The organism is Qipengyuania seohaensis (genome assembly GCF_002795865.1).
Taxonomy (GTDB): Bacteria; Pseudomonadota; Alphaproteobacteria; order Sphingomonadales; family Sphingomonadaceae; genus Qipengyuania; species Qipengyuania seohaensis.
Map to the genome: position 1 here is coordinate 259,217 of NZ_CP024920.1, position 14,331 is coordinate 273,547.

The 14,331-nt window shown below is 62.3% G+C and carries 17 protein-coding genes and 1 tRNA gene; 5 read left to right on the forward strand and 13 right to left on the reverse strand.

Translation table 11 applies throughout. The features are described 5' to 3' along the window. Positions 1 to 15: 15 nt before the first annotated feature. Both ahcY and CVE41_RS01290 read right to left on the reverse strand, forming a co-directional pair. Positions 16 to 1,425 (reverse strand): adenosylhomocysteinase, encoded by a 1,410-nt coding sequence (gene ahcY / locus CVE41_RS01285; RefSeq protein ID WP_100259046.1) that lies wholly within the window; start codon positions 1,423 to 1,425, stop codon positions 16 to 18. Positions 1,426 to 1,567: 142 nt separating this feature from the next. Beyond that, positions 1,568 to 2,026, reverse strand: a complete 459-nt coding sequence (locus tag CVE41_RS01290) for an S-adenosyl-L-homocysteine hydrolase (protein WP_100259047.1) — start codon at positions 2,024 to 2,026, stop codon at positions 1,568 to 1,570. Between the two features lie 177 nt (positions 2,027 to 2,203). Between CVE41_RS01290 and CVE41_RS01295 the strand changes: the two genes are divergently transcribed. Both CVE41_RS01295 and CVE41_RS01300 read left to right on the forward strand, forming a co-directional pair. Next, positions 2,204 to 2,683, forward strand: coding sequence for a peroxiredoxin (locus CVE41_RS01295; protein WP_100259048.1), 480 nt, complete (start codon positions 2,204 to 2,206; stop codon positions 2,681 to 2,683). A gap of 79 nt (positions 2,684 to 2,762) precedes the next feature. Further along, entirely contained in the window at positions 2,763 to 3,023 is a 261-nt protein-coding gene (locus CVE41_RS01300; protein ID WP_100259049.1) for a hypothetical protein, read from the forward strand. 88 nt (positions 3,024 to 3,111) lie between these two features. Here the strand turns inward: CVE41_RS01300 and CVE41_RS01305 are convergent, their stop codons facing one another. The 4 genes from CVE41_RS01305 to CVE41_RS01320 all read right to left on the reverse strand — a co-directional run bounded on the left by CVE41_RS01305 (position 3,112) and on the right by CVE41_RS01320 (position 7,150). Then, positions 3,112 to 4,419, reverse strand: a complete 1,308-nt coding sequence (locus tag CVE41_RS01305; RefSeq protein ID WP_100259050.1) for an alpha/beta hydrolase family protein — start codon at positions 4,417 to 4,419, stop codon at positions 3,112 to 3,114. 79 nt (positions 4,420 to 4,498) lie between these two features. After that, complete coding sequence (gene folE, locus CVE41_RS01310) at positions 4,499 to 5,110, reverse strand: GTP cyclohydrolase I FolE (protein WP_100259051.1); 612 nt, start codon at positions 5,108 to 5,110, stop codon at positions 4,499 to 4,501. After that, on the reverse strand, positions 5,107 to 6,657 hold the full coding sequence (locus tag CVE41_RS01315) for a phospholipase D-like domain-containing protein (protein ID WP_100259052.1): 1,551 nt from the start codon (positions 6,655 to 6,657) through the stop codon (positions 5,107 to 5,109). The genes folE and CVE41_RS01315 overlap by 4 nt, the downstream gene beginning before the upstream one ends. A gap of 1 nt (position 6,658) precedes the next feature. Continuing rightward, positions 6,659 to 7,150 (reverse strand): hemerythrin domain-containing protein, encoded by a 492-nt coding sequence (locus CVE41_RS01320; protein ID WP_100259053.1) that lies wholly within the window; start codon positions 7,148 to 7,150, stop codon positions 6,659 to 6,661. 88 nt (positions 7,151 to 7,238) lie between these two features. On the opposite strand from CVE41_RS01320, the gene CVE41_RS01325 reads away from it, so the two are divergent. After that, a complete protein-coding gene (locus CVE41_RS01325) occupies positions 7,239 to 7,637 on the forward strand; it encodes a metallopeptidase family protein (protein WP_100259054.1) in 399 nt (132 codons plus the stop codon). 53 nt (positions 7,638 to 7,690) lie between these two features. Here CVE41_RS01325 and CVE41_RS01330 read toward each other — a convergent pair. Both CVE41_RS01330 and CVE41_RS01335 read right to left on the reverse strand, forming a co-directional pair. Beyond that, positions 7,691 to 7,767 (reverse strand) — tRNA-Arg (locus CVE41_RS01330). Positions 7,768 to 7,811: 44 nt separating this feature from the next. Then, positions 7,812 to 8,234, reverse strand: a complete 423-nt coding sequence (locus CVE41_RS01335) for a (deoxy)nucleoside triphosphate pyrophosphohydrolase (protein WP_269800158.1) — start codon at positions 8,232 to 8,234, stop codon at positions 7,812 to 7,814. Positions 8,235 to 8,320: 86 nt separating this feature from the next. Between CVE41_RS01335 and CVE41_RS01340 the strand changes: the two genes are divergently transcribed. Continuing rightward, a complete protein-coding gene (locus tag CVE41_RS01340; RefSeq protein WP_100259055.1) occupies positions 8,321 to 8,500 on the forward strand; it encodes a Flp family type IVb pilin in 180 nt (59 codons plus the stop codon). Between the two features lie 124 nt (positions 8,501 to 8,624). Then, positions 8,625 to 8,816 (forward strand): Flp family type IVb pilin, encoded by a 192-nt coding sequence (locus CVE41_RS01345; RefSeq protein ID WP_100259056.1) that lies wholly within the window; start codon positions 8,625 to 8,627, stop codon positions 8,814 to 8,816. A gap of 84 nt (positions 8,817 to 8,900) precedes the next feature. Here the strand turns inward: CVE41_RS01345 and CVE41_RS01350 are convergent, their stop codons facing one another. The 5 genes from CVE41_RS01350 to CVE41_RS14920 form a co-directional block, all read right to left on the reverse strand. Further along, the gene (locus tag CVE41_RS01350; RefSeq protein WP_100259057.1) at positions 8,901 to 10,367 is read right to left on the reverse strand and encodes a M48 family metalloprotease; all 1,467 of its coding nucleotides are present in this window, start codon (positions 10,365 to 10,367) and stop codon (positions 8,901 to 8,903) included. 113 nt (positions 10,368 to 10,480) lie between these two features. After that, on the reverse strand, positions 10,481 to 11,425 hold the full coding sequence (locus CVE41_RS01355; RefSeq protein ID WP_100259058.1) for an acetyl-CoA carboxylase carboxyltransferase subunit alpha: 945 nt from the start codon (positions 11,423 to 11,425) through the stop codon (positions 10,481 to 10,483). Between the two features lie 10 nt (positions 11,426 to 11,435). Then, positions 11,436 to 12,314, reverse strand: a complete 879-nt coding sequence (locus CVE41_RS01360; RefSeq protein ID WP_100259059.1) for a tyrosine recombinase — start codon at positions 12,312 to 12,314, stop codon at positions 11,436 to 11,438. A gap of 7 nt (positions 12,315 to 12,321) precedes the next feature. Beyond that, entirely contained in the window at positions 12,322 to 14,142 is a 1,821-nt protein-coding gene (locus CVE41_RS01365) for a hypothetical protein (RefSeq protein ID WP_100259060.1), read from the reverse strand. Next, on the reverse strand, positions 14,139 to 14,273 hold the full coding sequence (locus tag CVE41_RS14920) for a hypothetical protein (RefSeq protein ID WP_269800159.1): 135 nt from the start codon (positions 14,271 to 14,273) through the stop codon (positions 14,139 to 14,141). Before CVE41_RS14920 ends, CVE41_RS01365 begins: the two co-directional genes overlap by 4 nt. Positions 14,274 to 14,331 lie beyond the last annotated feature (58 nt).

The following is a 14,331-nucleotide window of genomic DNA, read 5'->3' on the forward strand; positions in this document are numbered from 1 at the left end:
AGCGGGAATCGCCGCTTAATAGCGGTAATGTTCCGGCTTGAACGGTCCTTCGACAGGTACGCCGATATAGTCTGCCTGGTCCTTGCTCAGCTGGGTCAGCTTCACGCCCAGCTTGTCGAGGTGGAGCGCGGCGACCTTCTCGTCCAGCTTCTTGGGCAGGACGTAGACGTCGTTTTCGTAACCGTCGGTGTTTTCCCAAAGCTCGATCTGCGCCAGCACCTGATTGGTGAAGGAACAGCTCATCACGAAGCTGGGGTGGCCGGTGGCGCAGGCGAGGTTCACGAGACGGCCCTTGGCCAGCACGATGATTTCCTTGCCGTCGGGGAACTTCACGAGGTCTGTGCCGGGCTTCAGTTCGGTCCACTCGTAATTGTCGAGCGCGGAGATCTGGATCTCGCTGTCGAAGTGGCCGATGTTGCACACGATGCTCATGGGCTTCATCGACTTCATGTGCTCGGCAGTGATGACATCTTCGTTCCCGGTGGTGGTCACGAAGATGTCGGCGCGCTTCACCGCGTCTTCCATCGTTACCACCTCATAACCTTCCATGGCCGCCTGAAGCGCGCAGATCGGGTCGATTTCGGTCACGAGCACGCGCGCACCGCCGTTGCGGAGCGACTGGGCAGAGCCCTTGCCGACGTCGCCATAACCGGCAACGCAAGCGACCTTGCCCGAAAGCATCACGTCCGTTGCGCGGCGGATCGCGTCGACCAGCGATTCGCGGCAACCGTAAAGGTTGTCGAACTTCGACTTGGTCACGCTGTCGTTCACGTTGATCGCCGGGAACGGCAGCTTGCCCTGCTTGGCGAGGTGATAAAGGCGGTGAACACCGGTCGTCGTTTCTTCCGACACGCCCTTGATCGCCTTCACGCTCTTGGTGAGATAGCCCGGCTTTTTCGCGACGAACGCCTTGAGGGCACGCTGCATTTCGATTTCTTCGGCATTCTGCGGCTCGGGCATTTCCTCGCCCGCTTCGATGCGCGCACCCCAAAGGGCGAACATGGTCGCATCGCCGCCATCGTCGAGGATCAGGTTCGCCGTGCAATCGGGATCTTCATCGGAAGACCAGTCGAAGATCTTGCCGACATAGTCCCAGTATTCGGCGAGGCTTTCGCCCTTCACCGCAAAGACGGGAATGTCGTTGGCGGCCATTGCGGCTGCTGCATGGTCCTGCGTCGAATAGATGTTGCAAGTCGCCCAGCGGACTTCCGCGCCCAGCGCAGTCAGCGTTTCGATGAGGACGGCGGTCTGGATCGTCATGTGCAGCGATCCGGTGATGCGTGCGCCCTTGAGCGGCTGCGATGCGCCATATTCCTCGCGCGTGGCCATCAGGCCGGGCATTTCGGTTTCGGCAATGCGGATTTCCTCGCGGCCGTAATTGGCGAGCGAAATGTCCTTGATGACGTAGTCTGTAAACTGGGCCACTGGCGGTCCTCTTCGTAATCTGTGTGGATCAAGTACCGCGCACAAGAAAAGGGCGGCACAAGGATGCGCCGCCCCTAGCCCTTCATTTATGGGAGGGCAACAACGCCCCTCTGCTGCCCTCCCTCGCGTATCCCGAAAGGCCTTAGCGTCTTGCGTAGCGACCGCCGCTGAGCGGGCGCGGGCCAAGCAGTTCTTCTGCCGCCTGCGCCAGCACCGCAGGATCTTTCGACCGCGACAGGTCGGAAGTGATCTCCTTCAGCTCGGCACAACCAAGCCACGGGTGTCCCTGCCCGTACTGGTTAGCCATGCCGACGCTGATCTGGTCGAGCTTGCGCTTGGCGCCCTTGCTGCCGTGGCGCTTCACCATGCCCTGCTCCATCCGCCGGGCCGCGCCATTGAGCGTCGGCAGGTGGTTGGCAGAGAACTTGCGATAGTCGGCCTGGAAGTCGTCGCTTCCCATCCGGCACCGCAGCGAAGTCACCATCAGCATGATGTCCAGCTTGCGGATCTGCTCGTCGCTCGTCCCGGCGCTGGCAGTGGTTGGCACGCAAAGCATCGCTGCCGCCGAAGCCGCGAGCGCAAAGTTCTTCAGATTTTTCATAGTCCCTGGTCTCCCTTCGCGGACGACCCGTTGCCCGCGATGGAAACCATGAGTGCAAGAATTTACCGGAATTTAAACCCGCGCGGTAAACCGACGTTAACCACTCGACTCCCTTGCATGCACGGCTCGTCTCTCTACATCGTGAGTGTGGACGGGAAGACACAGGAGTTTTAACAAATGACAATCGCTGTAGGCGACAGCCTCCCCGATGTAACGCTGGTGAAGGCAACGCCCGATGGACCCCAGCAGGTCCAGTCGAGCGAGTATTTCAAGGGCAAGACCGTGGCGCTGTTTTCGGTGCCGGGCGCATTCACGCCCACCTGCTCTGCACGCCACCTGCCGGGCTATGTCGAAAAGGCCGATGACCTCAAAGCCAAGGGCGTCGACGAGATTGCCTGCACGGCGGTCAACGACGCTTTCGTACTCGGCGCCTGGAAGGGTGCGAACGACGCTGGCGAAGTAACCATGCTGGCAGACGGCAATGCCGAATTTGCAGAAGCGGTCGGCCTCACCATGGATGGCTCTGGCTTCGGCATGGGCAAGCGCGGCCAGCGCTATTCCATGCTGGTCGAAGACGGCGTGGTGAAGCAGCTCAATGTAGAGGCACCGGGGGATTTCTCGGTTTCCAGCGCGGAGCATATGCTCGGCCAGATGTAACCGGCAAAACCTGTCCCGATTGCGGACAAAGCGGCGCCCCGTCTTGCCTCACGGCACGGCGGGGCGCAGTCTTTGGGGCATGACGCAGGGGAAAGACAGCATCGACGAGAATTTCGGCATCCTCCTGGGGTGGAGTTCGTCACCGGCGGGCGAGCGCATCGCGCTCAAGATGCAAAGCACGCGCAAGGTCGTCGAAAGCGCGGAAGACGTGCGCGAATACCGCTATTTCCTGAGCAAGGAACAGGCGGTCCAGCTGGGCAATTACCTCTATACACTCGCCGGGGAGACGGCACCGGTCCGCAAGAAACGCGGGCTCATCGAGAGAATGTTCGGCGGATAGCAGCGGCTGCATTCAAGCCTGCTCGAATGCCGGTCTTCGAGTGCAAATCGGAACGTGCCGTCGTCGCCCGGTCCCCGTAAATTCTACCTCACTCCATTTCGACCGAGACGGACCGGCCGTAATCGCGGCCTTCCCGCCCTTTGATGTAGTCTGCCATGAGATCGTAATAGCCCGGCGTCACACGCAAATATTCGCGCGTTCCATCGGAAGTCTGCTCGTATTCCCACATGCCGTGATCGGTTTCGGGAAAGATACGGACCGCAATCTCGCTCCCGTTTCGACGCAGGGCGTGGAGGCGCTCCAGGGTGAGGGCGATCGGGGCTTCGCGATCTTCGCGTGCGAGAACCCAGAGTTGGGGTACGTCCACATTCCGCAGGACGCCCATGGGCTCAAGCGACCAATCGATATCGAGATCGTTGAACCGGGGCACGCCCTCTTCCCGCAGCTGTTCAACGGGCGTGTTGAGAAAGACACCCGTGTACCCGCCGCGAATATGCTGGAACCATGGTTCAGGCGCATATTGCTGCTGGATTGCCGCTAGGTCGTCCAGACCGTCCCTGTAGTCCGAGGATGCCACCCGCGCCGTGACGTCGGTGATGTCCTGCGCGATCGCGAGGACTTCTTTCCCGTAGCCGGCGTCGCGAAGTTCCTTTTGCACCTGGCTGGCGTCTTCTTCGCGAATATCTGCGACGAGGCCGTAGCCGATAGCTATGAAGTCGGCCTGCGACCGCTCTGCGGCAAGCGGCGCAACCCATCCACCCTGGCTCAGACCGACGAGACCAAACCGGCCGAACCGGCCCGCCGCCAGTCGCTTCGCCTCCTTTGAAGCGGCAACAAGGTCATCGGCCAGACGCGGAAAATTCTGCGAATACCGTCCCTCGGACTGTCCGGTGCCTCGTTTGTCGAAAACGAATGCCGAAATGCCCCGCCCGAGCATTTGATACGGATCGCGGACGGCCTCTATCCAGCCTGTCGGTTCGGAACCCTGCGCATAGGCAATAAGAGGCGTGTCACCGTCGGCATCGGCAGGTTCCAGCAGTTGCCCTGCCAGCATTACCCCACCGGAGGCGAAGCGGGTGTTCGTCACCCGTATAGGTATCGTGGACCAGACTTGTTCGCCGTTGACGAGGACGGAGCCTTCTCCGCATCGAACGACTTCGTCCGGGTCCTCGATTGATCCGATCCGCCCATCTTCGAAGGAGTAGCGAAAGCCGGCTTGAGACCGCGTGATGGCGACGAAACGACCGCTCGGCTCACCATAAATGCCGACCTCACATGGGCTCGACGAAAAGGTAAGTGCCGTGGTCTGAGCGCTGGCAGACGCGACCTCTGTCGGCGACGTGCCGCATGCTGTCAGTGCAAAGAGGCTCAATCCGATCAGATGTTTTGGTGACATACATGGATAATACACCTTAGCGGATGAGACGCAACCACCAGGTGAGGTCAAGCTCCATGCTTATCCGCGTCTCTGACGCTCAGCCATACCCCATCAGGCTCAGCACTTCCTTGCGGCTGCGCTGGTCTTCGAGGAAAGTGCCCATCATCCGGCTAGTGATCATGCCGACGCCCGGCGTGCGCACGCCGCGAGCGGTCATGCAGCTGTGCGAGGCTTCGATCACCACAGCCACGCCCTGGGGCTGCAAATGTTCCCAGATGCAATCGGCGACTTCTGCGGTCAGGCGCTCCTGCACCTGCAGGCGGCGCGCGAAACCGTGCAGGACACGCGCGAGCTTCGAGATGCCGACCACGCGATCGTTCGGCAGGTAGGCGATGGCCGCCTTGCCGATGATCGGCGCCATGTGGTGTTCGCAATGCGACTGGAACGGGATGTCCTTGAGCAAGACGATCTCGTTATACCCGCCGACCTCTTCGAACACGCGGCTCAGGTGATACGAAGGGTCTTCGGTATAGCCGAGACAGTATTCCTTCCACGCGCGCGCGACGCGCGCGGGTGTATCGAGAAGACCTTCGCGGGTAGGATCGTCTCCGGTCCACTCGATAAGGGTGCGGATCGCGTCCTGCACGTGTTCCGGCACCGGCGGCTTGCCGCGCGGATCGTCTTCGTCTGGACCTACAAGGCTGCTCACTTGCCCCACTTCCCTTTGATCTTGGTGCGAACCCGTTCGAGGCGGCTTCCCTTGCGGAAAAGACCGCCCTTTGCAAACGGCTCGAACATATCTTCGGGATCTTCGGGGTCGAGGATGCCGCTTTCGGCCACCGCTTTTTCGGCGTCGTTGAGATCTGGCGGGTGATACCGGCGCAGGTTCCGACCGCCGTCGGTTACCGTGTGATCGATCATGGCGGCCATCGATCCGTAACGCGACAGCATCTCGGGCACCTCGTCCTCTTCGACACCGCAATGTTCGGCGAGAAGCGAATGGCGGATGGCGCGGATGGGATCGGACGCATGCTCGTTGCCCGGCCGGGTCGAATCGACGAACACGTCGCACTCGCTGTCGAGGCCCATCGAACGGTTGTTGAGATTGGCCGAGCCGATCCGGAATATCTTGTCGTCGACGATCATCATCTTGGCATGGACGTAGATCGCGGTTTCTCCGGACCACGGGCTCCAGATGGTGAAGCGGTGCTTGTGATCGACTTCTTCGATGCAGCGCACGATCTCGGCGCGTGCATGGTCCATTGCCTGCTGTTCCAGCCAGCCGTCGGCGGTTTCGGGATGGACGATGACGACTTCCGGCGGGTCTTCTTCCTGCATCCGCGCGATGATCGCCTCGCCCACTGCGCGCGAGGCGAAGTACTGGCTTTCGGCGTAGATGAACTTTTCGGCGCGCTTGATGTGGTCGACGAAGAGATGCTCGATCTCTTTCACGGCCGACCACTCGCGATGTTCGGCGCGGGTCCGGGCGATGCCGATCTCGACGTTCTCGAACGTCGCTTCAAGCCCTTCGGGCCAGAGGCTGTCCTCGCGTGACTGGATCGGCAGCAGCGGAGTGCCGCCCGCCCTGATCCAGCGATCGCGGCCCAGGTCGCTCAAGGCCTCGGCGATCTCGCCTTCCATCATCATCGAGGCATCATGCCAGGGCTCGTAGGGTTCGCCGCGGGGAGTACGGCGCATCGGCTCGTCCTCCTTGTGCTCGCGCGTGTCGAGCCGCTTCACGGTCATGTCGATACCGCCGCACACGGCCAGCGAATTGTCGAGGATGCCGATCTTCTGGTGATGGCTGCAGCCGGTCGGGTGGGCGCTATCGAACTTGAAATCGATCCGCCGGTGGCGCGCCCAGCGGACCAGGTCCCACCACATGGAGCCGCGCAGGACGAATTTGAATACCCCGAAGCTCCACTTGAGGATGCGGATCTCCAGCGATTTCTCGCGATTGATGAGCCAGGAGAAGAAACTGCCCAGCCGCGCGGGATACTTGTCCCTGAAGGGCCGCTGCCACCAGCGGCGTCCCTCGCCCAGGTGGATGCGGGTATCGAAATCCCAACCGATCAGGAAAATGCGATGCTTTGCATTCATCATCGCTTCCTGCATCGCGGCGAAATAATCCGCCGCGTCGATGATCACCCGCGCACGGTCGACCTTTGCATAACGCCAGACACCCGGCTCGACGCCTTCGTCGAGCCGGGTCACTTGCTTCGGATCTGCGGGTTGCCCCTCCGCCCCCTTGGCCATCTTACTCCTTGGCGTCCTCTTTCTTCTCGGGCGTCACCGCGGCTTCCGCCTTCTCTTCCTTCTTACGCCGATCGAAGACCTCGCGCATATGCTGCTCGTCTTCCTTGTCGAGATAGTTCGCAAAGTCGGGGAAGTGATCTTCCTCTTCCTCGTCGATGTGGTGGCGGTAATCGTGGGCGAAGGTCTTGAACTTGGTCAGCCAGCCGCCTTCGGACATATCGGTCGCGGCAAGATCGTTGAGCATTTCGTCGATTTCATGATGCTCGGCAACCGAGTGACGCGTTTCGTCGGTGGTCGGCGGCTTGCGCAGCATGGTGGAATAGAGCGCCTGCTCTTCGGCGGCGGCATGGCTCTTCAATTCCTTGGTCAGTTCGGTGAAGAGCTCTTCGCGCTCCTGGCTCTCGCCGCTCGTCTCCAGCAGCTTGTCGATCAGCTCGCGATGGCGATCGTGGTCTTCTTTCAGGCGATCGAAAATTTCGGTGGCTTCGGCCATGGGTGTTTCTCCTTTGCCTGTTTGAACAGGCGAAGGCGCAGCGGGTTCCGTCCTTGCGCGATGATAGGCGCAGACTCATATAAAAGGCATGCTCCACGAACGCCCCGGACCGTCCCAGGAACAGATGCAACAGATGGCGGAAGCCGTGCGCGCATCCCTGCCCGAGCATTTTCGCCTGCAGATGGAAGAGATCGTCCTGCGCGTCGAAGATTTCGCTACCGCAGAGCAACTCGCCGCGGTCGAGATCGAGAGCAAGTGGCACCTGACTGGTCTGTATGAAGGCGAATCGCTTCCCGACCGCTCGATCTGGGCAAGCGGCCGTATGCCCGCTCGCATCTGGCTGTTCCGCAAGCCGCTGATTGCGGAATGGCGCGAAACGGGTGTGCGCATGGACGATCTGGTCCGCCACGTCGTCATCCACGAAGCGGGACACCACTTCGGCTTCAGCGACGAAGACATGCACCTGCTGGAAGATCGCGCCGACTGATTCCCGGCCAAAAACCAAAAAAGCCCACGACCACGGAGGGTCATGGGCTTGTTTGGCGCGCCAGGAAGGATTCGAACCTCCGGCCGCCTGATTCGTAGTCAGGTACTCTATCCAGCTGAGCTACTGGCGCGTTGGAGGGCGGCACATAGGCAGGCAACGCGGCCTTGGCAACACCTAATCGGGCATTTTCGCGAGCAAATGTGCAGCAAGCTCGATATCCAGCGGAGGCTTGGGCAGTTTATCGATGTCCTGCCCCCTTACCCACTCCACCGCACCGCCTTCGAGCGCGGCGACCTTCCCGGTCCATCGGGTGCAAGTGTAAAGAAGTATGACAATCGGGCTTGGGCCTGCATCGCGCCCTTCCTGCGCGAAGCAGCAAGGGGAAAGATCGTCCACGCGGACATCTATACCTAATTCCTCCTTCACCTCGCGAACCAAGGCGCAGACGGGCGTTTCGCCGGCTTCGACCTTCCCGCCGGGGAACTCCCACAACCCGCCGTGATGCTTGTGCGCGGGCCGCTGGTGCATCAGCCAGCGCCCTTCCCCATCGCTCAAAGCGAGGGCGACCACGCAGCGCCATGTCGGAATATTTTCCAAAACCGATCCTTCTCGAAACCTTTTCTTAACGCCTGACCGAGTAGTTCGACGATGTCAGCTACGAATTGACTTTGGGGGCAACACAAGTGGTCGAATTTCTCAAAAAACTGGGACGCGACACCGAGGGTGCCACCGCTGTTGAGTACGGGCTGATTCTCGCTCTGATCTTCCTCTCAATGATCGGTGCGGTCAGCTCTTTTGGGCAGACCACCATCGACATGTGGAACAGGGTGGCCACGACGATTTCGGCGGTCACGGGGGTCTGAACGGGAGTGAAGAAGTCGGCCGGTTGATTAGCAATTTGTCAACTTGTCGGCGTCAGAACGAGAATTGCTCAAGCTTCAACAGGGGCGAGAGCCGGGTAACGAAGACTGAACCAGGAGACTACACATGAAGTTCATCAAAACGCTGCGTCGCAACGAAGAAGGTGCAACCGCTATCGAGTACGGCCTGATCGCTGCTCTTATCGCTGTTGCTGCTATCACTGCCATGCAGAGCCTCGGTGGCGAGCTCAGCACGACCTTCAACACCGTCGACGGTGAAATGGCTACGGCAAACGCCAAGGCTCCGAACGGCGTCTAATAGACCCTTCGGTAACGAAAAAAGAAGGCGGCGAGGGAAACCTCGCCGCCTTTTTTATTGCCTGCGGTAAAAGTGATCGAGGGCTTAGCGCCCCCGCACCACTATCTTCACCTTCTGGCCGGCCTGCAGGCGATCTGTCGAAGAGAGGCCATTGAGCACGCGGAAGCGCGCTTCCTGTCCGCTGTCATAGGCCATGCGCGCCGCCATCGTCGCGACCGTATCGCGCGATCCGACAGTTACGACATCCACATGGCGCGGAATGACCCCCGCCGCCTGCTGCGCGGTGATCCGGCGCATCGAAGAGAACAGTGAATTGAATGTGCCGGACTGCCCCGCCGGGGTCAGCGCCAGGAAGTGGTAGGCACGATCGTTCGAGAATTCATACGCGAACACCGTGACATCCAGGTTCTGGTTGCCCGAATTGACCCGCGCAGTGCCATACGCAGCAGGCAGTCCGTTGACCGTCGTGGTCTGGATGCTGGCGGGGCGAACCTGCTGCTGGTCGCTCAGCGCACCGAACACGCTGGTGACATAGCTCTGGAGATTGCCATTATACGGCCCAAGCGAGAACTGAGCCTTGCCGCTCTGGCCGCTGATGGTGACGGCGCGTGTGCCGTTGACCATGTAGAAGCCCTGGGGTGCGGTGAACGCCAGTCGCAGGTCCGGATGGATGAACTGGCGACCTTCGACCACGCCCTGCTGGGGATCATCGCCATACAGAATGCCATCGATCCGCGTGAGGAAGGTGTCGCGATTCGTGACGCGGCCGGTTCCGCCGACTTCCTGAGCGTAGTTCAGAGCGGTCTGTACGCGGCTGGCGGGATCGGGGTGGGTCGATGCCCATTCCGGAAGGCGGGCGTTGTCGCGTCCCATCAACTGCGCATCGAGCGAATTCTGCGCTGCAAGGCTGGACAGCACGGTAGCCATCGCACGCGTGTCGTATCCTGCCTGGTTAAGATACTGGATACCGAGGCGGTCGGCCTCCAGCTCCTGGCTGCGCGAGAATTTCAGTGTGAGTAGCTGCGAGCCCTGAAGCGACAGCTGGCCCAGCTGCTGGCCCAGCCCGGTGCCGCCAAGCAGGGCCTGGCTGGCGATCGCGCCGAGCACACCGAGAATCGAGTTGCGCTGCGCGGCCTGCTGGCGGCGCTGCGAGTGACGAGCCGCGACGTGGCCGACTTCGTGACCGAGCACGCCCGCCAGTTCGGCTTCGTTGTTCATCAATGAGACGAGCTGGCGCGTTGTGTAGACGTAGCCACCGGGGATCGCGAAAGCGTTATTGACCGGGCTGTTCAGCAGCGAAACCGTGAAACTGCCGCGTGCATTGGCAAGGCCCGACTGAACGGCGATGTTCTGGCCGACCATCTCGACATACTGGGCCTGCGGGCCGGTCATCGCTCCGCCAAATTCGGCCAAAAGCTGCGGATGGGCCTCTGCCCCCTGCTGCGCTTCGGTTTGCGAGATCGGCGCGGATGCATCTGGAATGGTGGCGCAGCCGGCCAGCGCCAGCGCCATGGTGGCGGTGGATGCGGCGAGTGTCTTCATGACGGACATTGGGTTCCCCTTCGTCTGGCCAAGCGGGTCCCACCGCCGCCGGGCCGGTTGTTTACGCTAGGGAGAACAGGGGGATGCGGCTGTTTGTTCCCGCACCACGCAAATGAAGTCGATCAGCCTGCGATCTGCAGGAAACGTTCTTCGCGCATCCGCTTGAGCTCTTCAGCAGAGTGAATCGACAGCTTGTCGAGTTCCTCGCCGATCGCTTCCGCAAGGCTATGCGCCGCTGCACGTGGATCTCGGTGTGCGCCGCCCACGGGTTCGGCCACGATGCGGTCGATCACGCCCAGCTCCTTCAGGTTCTGCGCCGTCACCTTCATGGCCTCTGCCGCATCAGGTGCCTTTTCGGCCGTACGCCACAGGATGGAGGCGCACCCTTCGGGCGAAATAACCGAGTAGACAGCATGTTCGAGCATGAGCACGCGTTCCGCACTGGCCAGCGCCACTGCGCCGCCCGAACCGCCCTCGCCCACAATGCTGGCGACCATGGGCACCGGCAGCGCGAGGCAGGCCTCGGTGGAACGCGCGATCGCTTCTGCCTGGCCGCGCTCTTCTGCTTCGACACCCGGAAACGCACCCGACGTATCCACCAGCGTCACGACCGGCAGGTTGAAACGCCCAGCAAGCTCCATCAGGCGGATCGCCTTGCGATAGCCTTCGGGCTTGCCCATGCCGAAATTGTGGCGAATGCGGCTGGCGGTATCATTGCCCTTTTCGTGGCCGATGAGCACGATCTTGCGGCCGTTCAGCTTGGCAAAGCCGCCCATGATGGCTTCGTCTTCGCCATAGGCGCGGTCGCCGCCCAGCGGCACGAATTCCTCGAACGCGTATTCGACATAGTCGCGGAAATGTGGGCGCGAGGGATGCCGTGCTACTTGCGTTTTCTGCCACGGGGTGAGCGCGGAATAGGTGGAAGCCAGCAGGTCCGCGCTCTTGAGTTCAAGGCGCTGGAGCTCGTTCGTGATATCGACCTCGTCGCCCTCGGCTGCGCTGCGCAGTTCCGCAATGCGCGTTTCGAGTTCGGCAACGGGCTTTTCGAATTCAAGATAGGAAACCATCGGCACCCCGCTAGTCGCTCGCGCGCGGGCGGGCAAGAGGATGCCGCTCGTTGACCAGCTTTACCAACCGCGCCGCATCGACATGGGTATAGATTTGCGTCGTCGCGATATCTGCATGGCCGAGCAGGGTCTGGAGAGCGCGCAGGTCCGCACCTCCCTCCAGCAAGTGGGTCGCAAAGGCGTGGCGCAGGACGTGGGGACTGAGCTTTTCCGGCGGCAGGTCGGCTCGCACGGCCAATTCCTTCAGCATCTGGAACAGGCGCACGCGTGAGATATGCCCGGCGCGCGACGGAAACAGGACGGTCGATCCGCCCGGTCGCAGCGCGAGCCAGCGCGATAGCGCCTTCTTGGCGCGGCGACTGATCGGGACGAGCCGGGCCTGGCCGCCCTTCCCCGTCACGGTCAGGAAAGGTTCGTCGCGGGGAACGGCGGACAGGGGCAGAGAGACGAGTTCGGTCGCGCGCAGGCCCGAACCATAGAGCAGCTCGAGCATGACCAGCATCCGGACCGCCTCGGGCCGCTCGCTTGCCGCCTCGTCCTCGGCGCGTGCAAACAGCGCCTCAACCTGCTGGTGGCTCAGGATCTTGGGTAAGGGACGGCGCGTGGCGGGCCGCGGCAGGGCATGGGTCGGATCGTCCTCGCGCAGGCCCTCGTCCATAAGGAAGCCGTAGAACTGGCGCAGCGCCGAAATCTTGCGGGCCATGGTCGAGGCGGCAAGCGAGGACCAGCTTTGTCCCAGTTTCGACAACTGCGGCTTGCTGGCGGAGGCAAGATCGCCGCCGACTATCTCCTCCGCCTGCGCCAGATCGCGCCCATAGGCGATGATGGTGTTCCTTGCCGCGCCGCGCTCTGCGGCCAGCATGGCGAGGAAATTGTCAATTGCGCTCATGGCCCGGTCAGGCCCGCGCGACCGCCTCCGCGGCGATCATCCTGGCCTCGGCCTCCATGCCCACGGCATTGAGCGCGGAAACGATGTGGTAGAGGTGGCGCGCGGTCATCTGGTCCCAGCTCGTTCCCTGCATCCCCAGCCCGGCGAGATAGGCCACCAGCGCACCGTTGTTCACTTCTGCAGCCTTGTCGATCATCCGGGTCCATCGTGTGGGCGCGGTGAAATTCATTTCGAGACGATCGGAATATTCGGCGATCTCGTCCTGACCGACGCGCCCCAATCCGGCGAGTCCTGCCAGCAGCATGCGCGATTTGCGGCTGCGAGCGGACTCGTCGTCATCGAAGAAAGTGTCGAGCTGGCCGTCGGTGACGGTGCCCCCCTGCGGATTGGCAAGCGCCAGCAGCGCCCAACCGAGGCTGCCCTCATCGACAGCACCGGCCCATCGCATCGCATCCCGGTCGAGCCCTGCAGTCAGCATCGAGGCGATTAGGTCTCCGGAATCGTCCGCGAAATCCGCGCTTGGCGTTACGCGTGCGGCGGCATAGGCGGTCAGGACGTAGCGACCATACTGGTTGTCCGCCCCTCCCCACACGTCGCGAATGGCCGCGATCCGCTCGGCAGGTGAAGGATCGACATAGGCAGAGCGCAGGCGCGAGGCGAGCGGCAACGCAGGATCCTCGCCTGCCTGCTCCCGCTCTGCATAGAGCAGCGAATAGAGATCGACGATAGCACGCGCGGAAAGCACTCCCGATGCCGCCGCCACATCGGCGCCGCGGATGCGTTGACCCGGGGATAGAGCCGGTGTCAGAGCGCTGGAAATCAGCATCGAGCGATCGAGGTCGTCGGTCAGGTCTTCCGGGATCGGTTCGCCCAGCGCATTCGCCATGGCAAAGCGCCACGGGGTTAGATCGCCCGACCCGTCCCACTCGATGGTCACTGCGCGCCGTCCGTCGCCGGCAGCACCCGCAAAACGCTGTGCCAGCAGCACGTCGAGCCGCGCGTCTCCTTCGGTGCGCGAGAGCAGGCGGCGCAAGTCGTTCTGCGCCCGCTGTGGTTCACCGGCGAAAGCGGCGCAGATGCCTTCCAGCATTGCCCAGCGTGGGCTGTCTTCGTCGCCCTTGCCCAGCCGGACGGCCGGGCACGCACCCACGATATCGCTGGTCCCGACATAGGCGTCGATCGCGGCGCGGGTCAGCGCGGGCGAGTAGTTGGCCGTATCGATGTCCTGCACCAGCGCGCGCGCAGTGGCATATTCGCCCATGCTGTTAAGCGCGCGGGCGCGAAGCGTAGCGAACTCGATCGTGCCCATGCCCTGCGGTGCATCGAGACGGCTGGCGAGCGCCCGGCGCATCAGGATGTGGCCCCAGCGCGACACCATCGGTCCCTGGACGGCGCCCAGTGCAGCGCGCACGATCGAGGCAGGCTGCCGCGCGAGCGAGCCGGTGGGCAATCCGCCCTCTGCCGGCGCGATGATGCCGATTTCGCGAGTAGCCCGGCGAGCGGCCGGCGGAATGTCGTAACGCGGCCTCAGACCCAATGCCTCGTCGAGTTCTGCAGCGGTCATCGATTCCAGCTCTTCGACAGAGGGAATATCGCGCAGGCTGACACCGGATGTATCGACCGGCGCAGGCGCACTCGGCAAAGGCTGCACCACTTCGCCCGACGCCGTCGGACTATCCGTGGCCGCAGGAGTGGCAGGAGCCGGAGCGGGAGACGGCGCAGGCGTGTTGGCCGCGCCGGGCAGAATGCTCTCCGGCGAGCGCTGCGCAACCACAACACTCGAGGAAATCACGAGGGCCGCACCGGCCAGCCAGTAACCGCGCTTCATCCTGCTGCTCCTGGCAGTTCGACAGGTTCCGAAATCGGACGCAGCGGCTCTTCACCGCCGTCGATCCAGGCCACGACGAGCACCGCCAGAACGGCGAGCGCAGCGATCAGGATCATACGCGAGCGTTTCACGGCCAAGTTTTTCGTATCCTCGATCAATATTCGTGTGGGTTGCCCGCGCCCTAGCCCA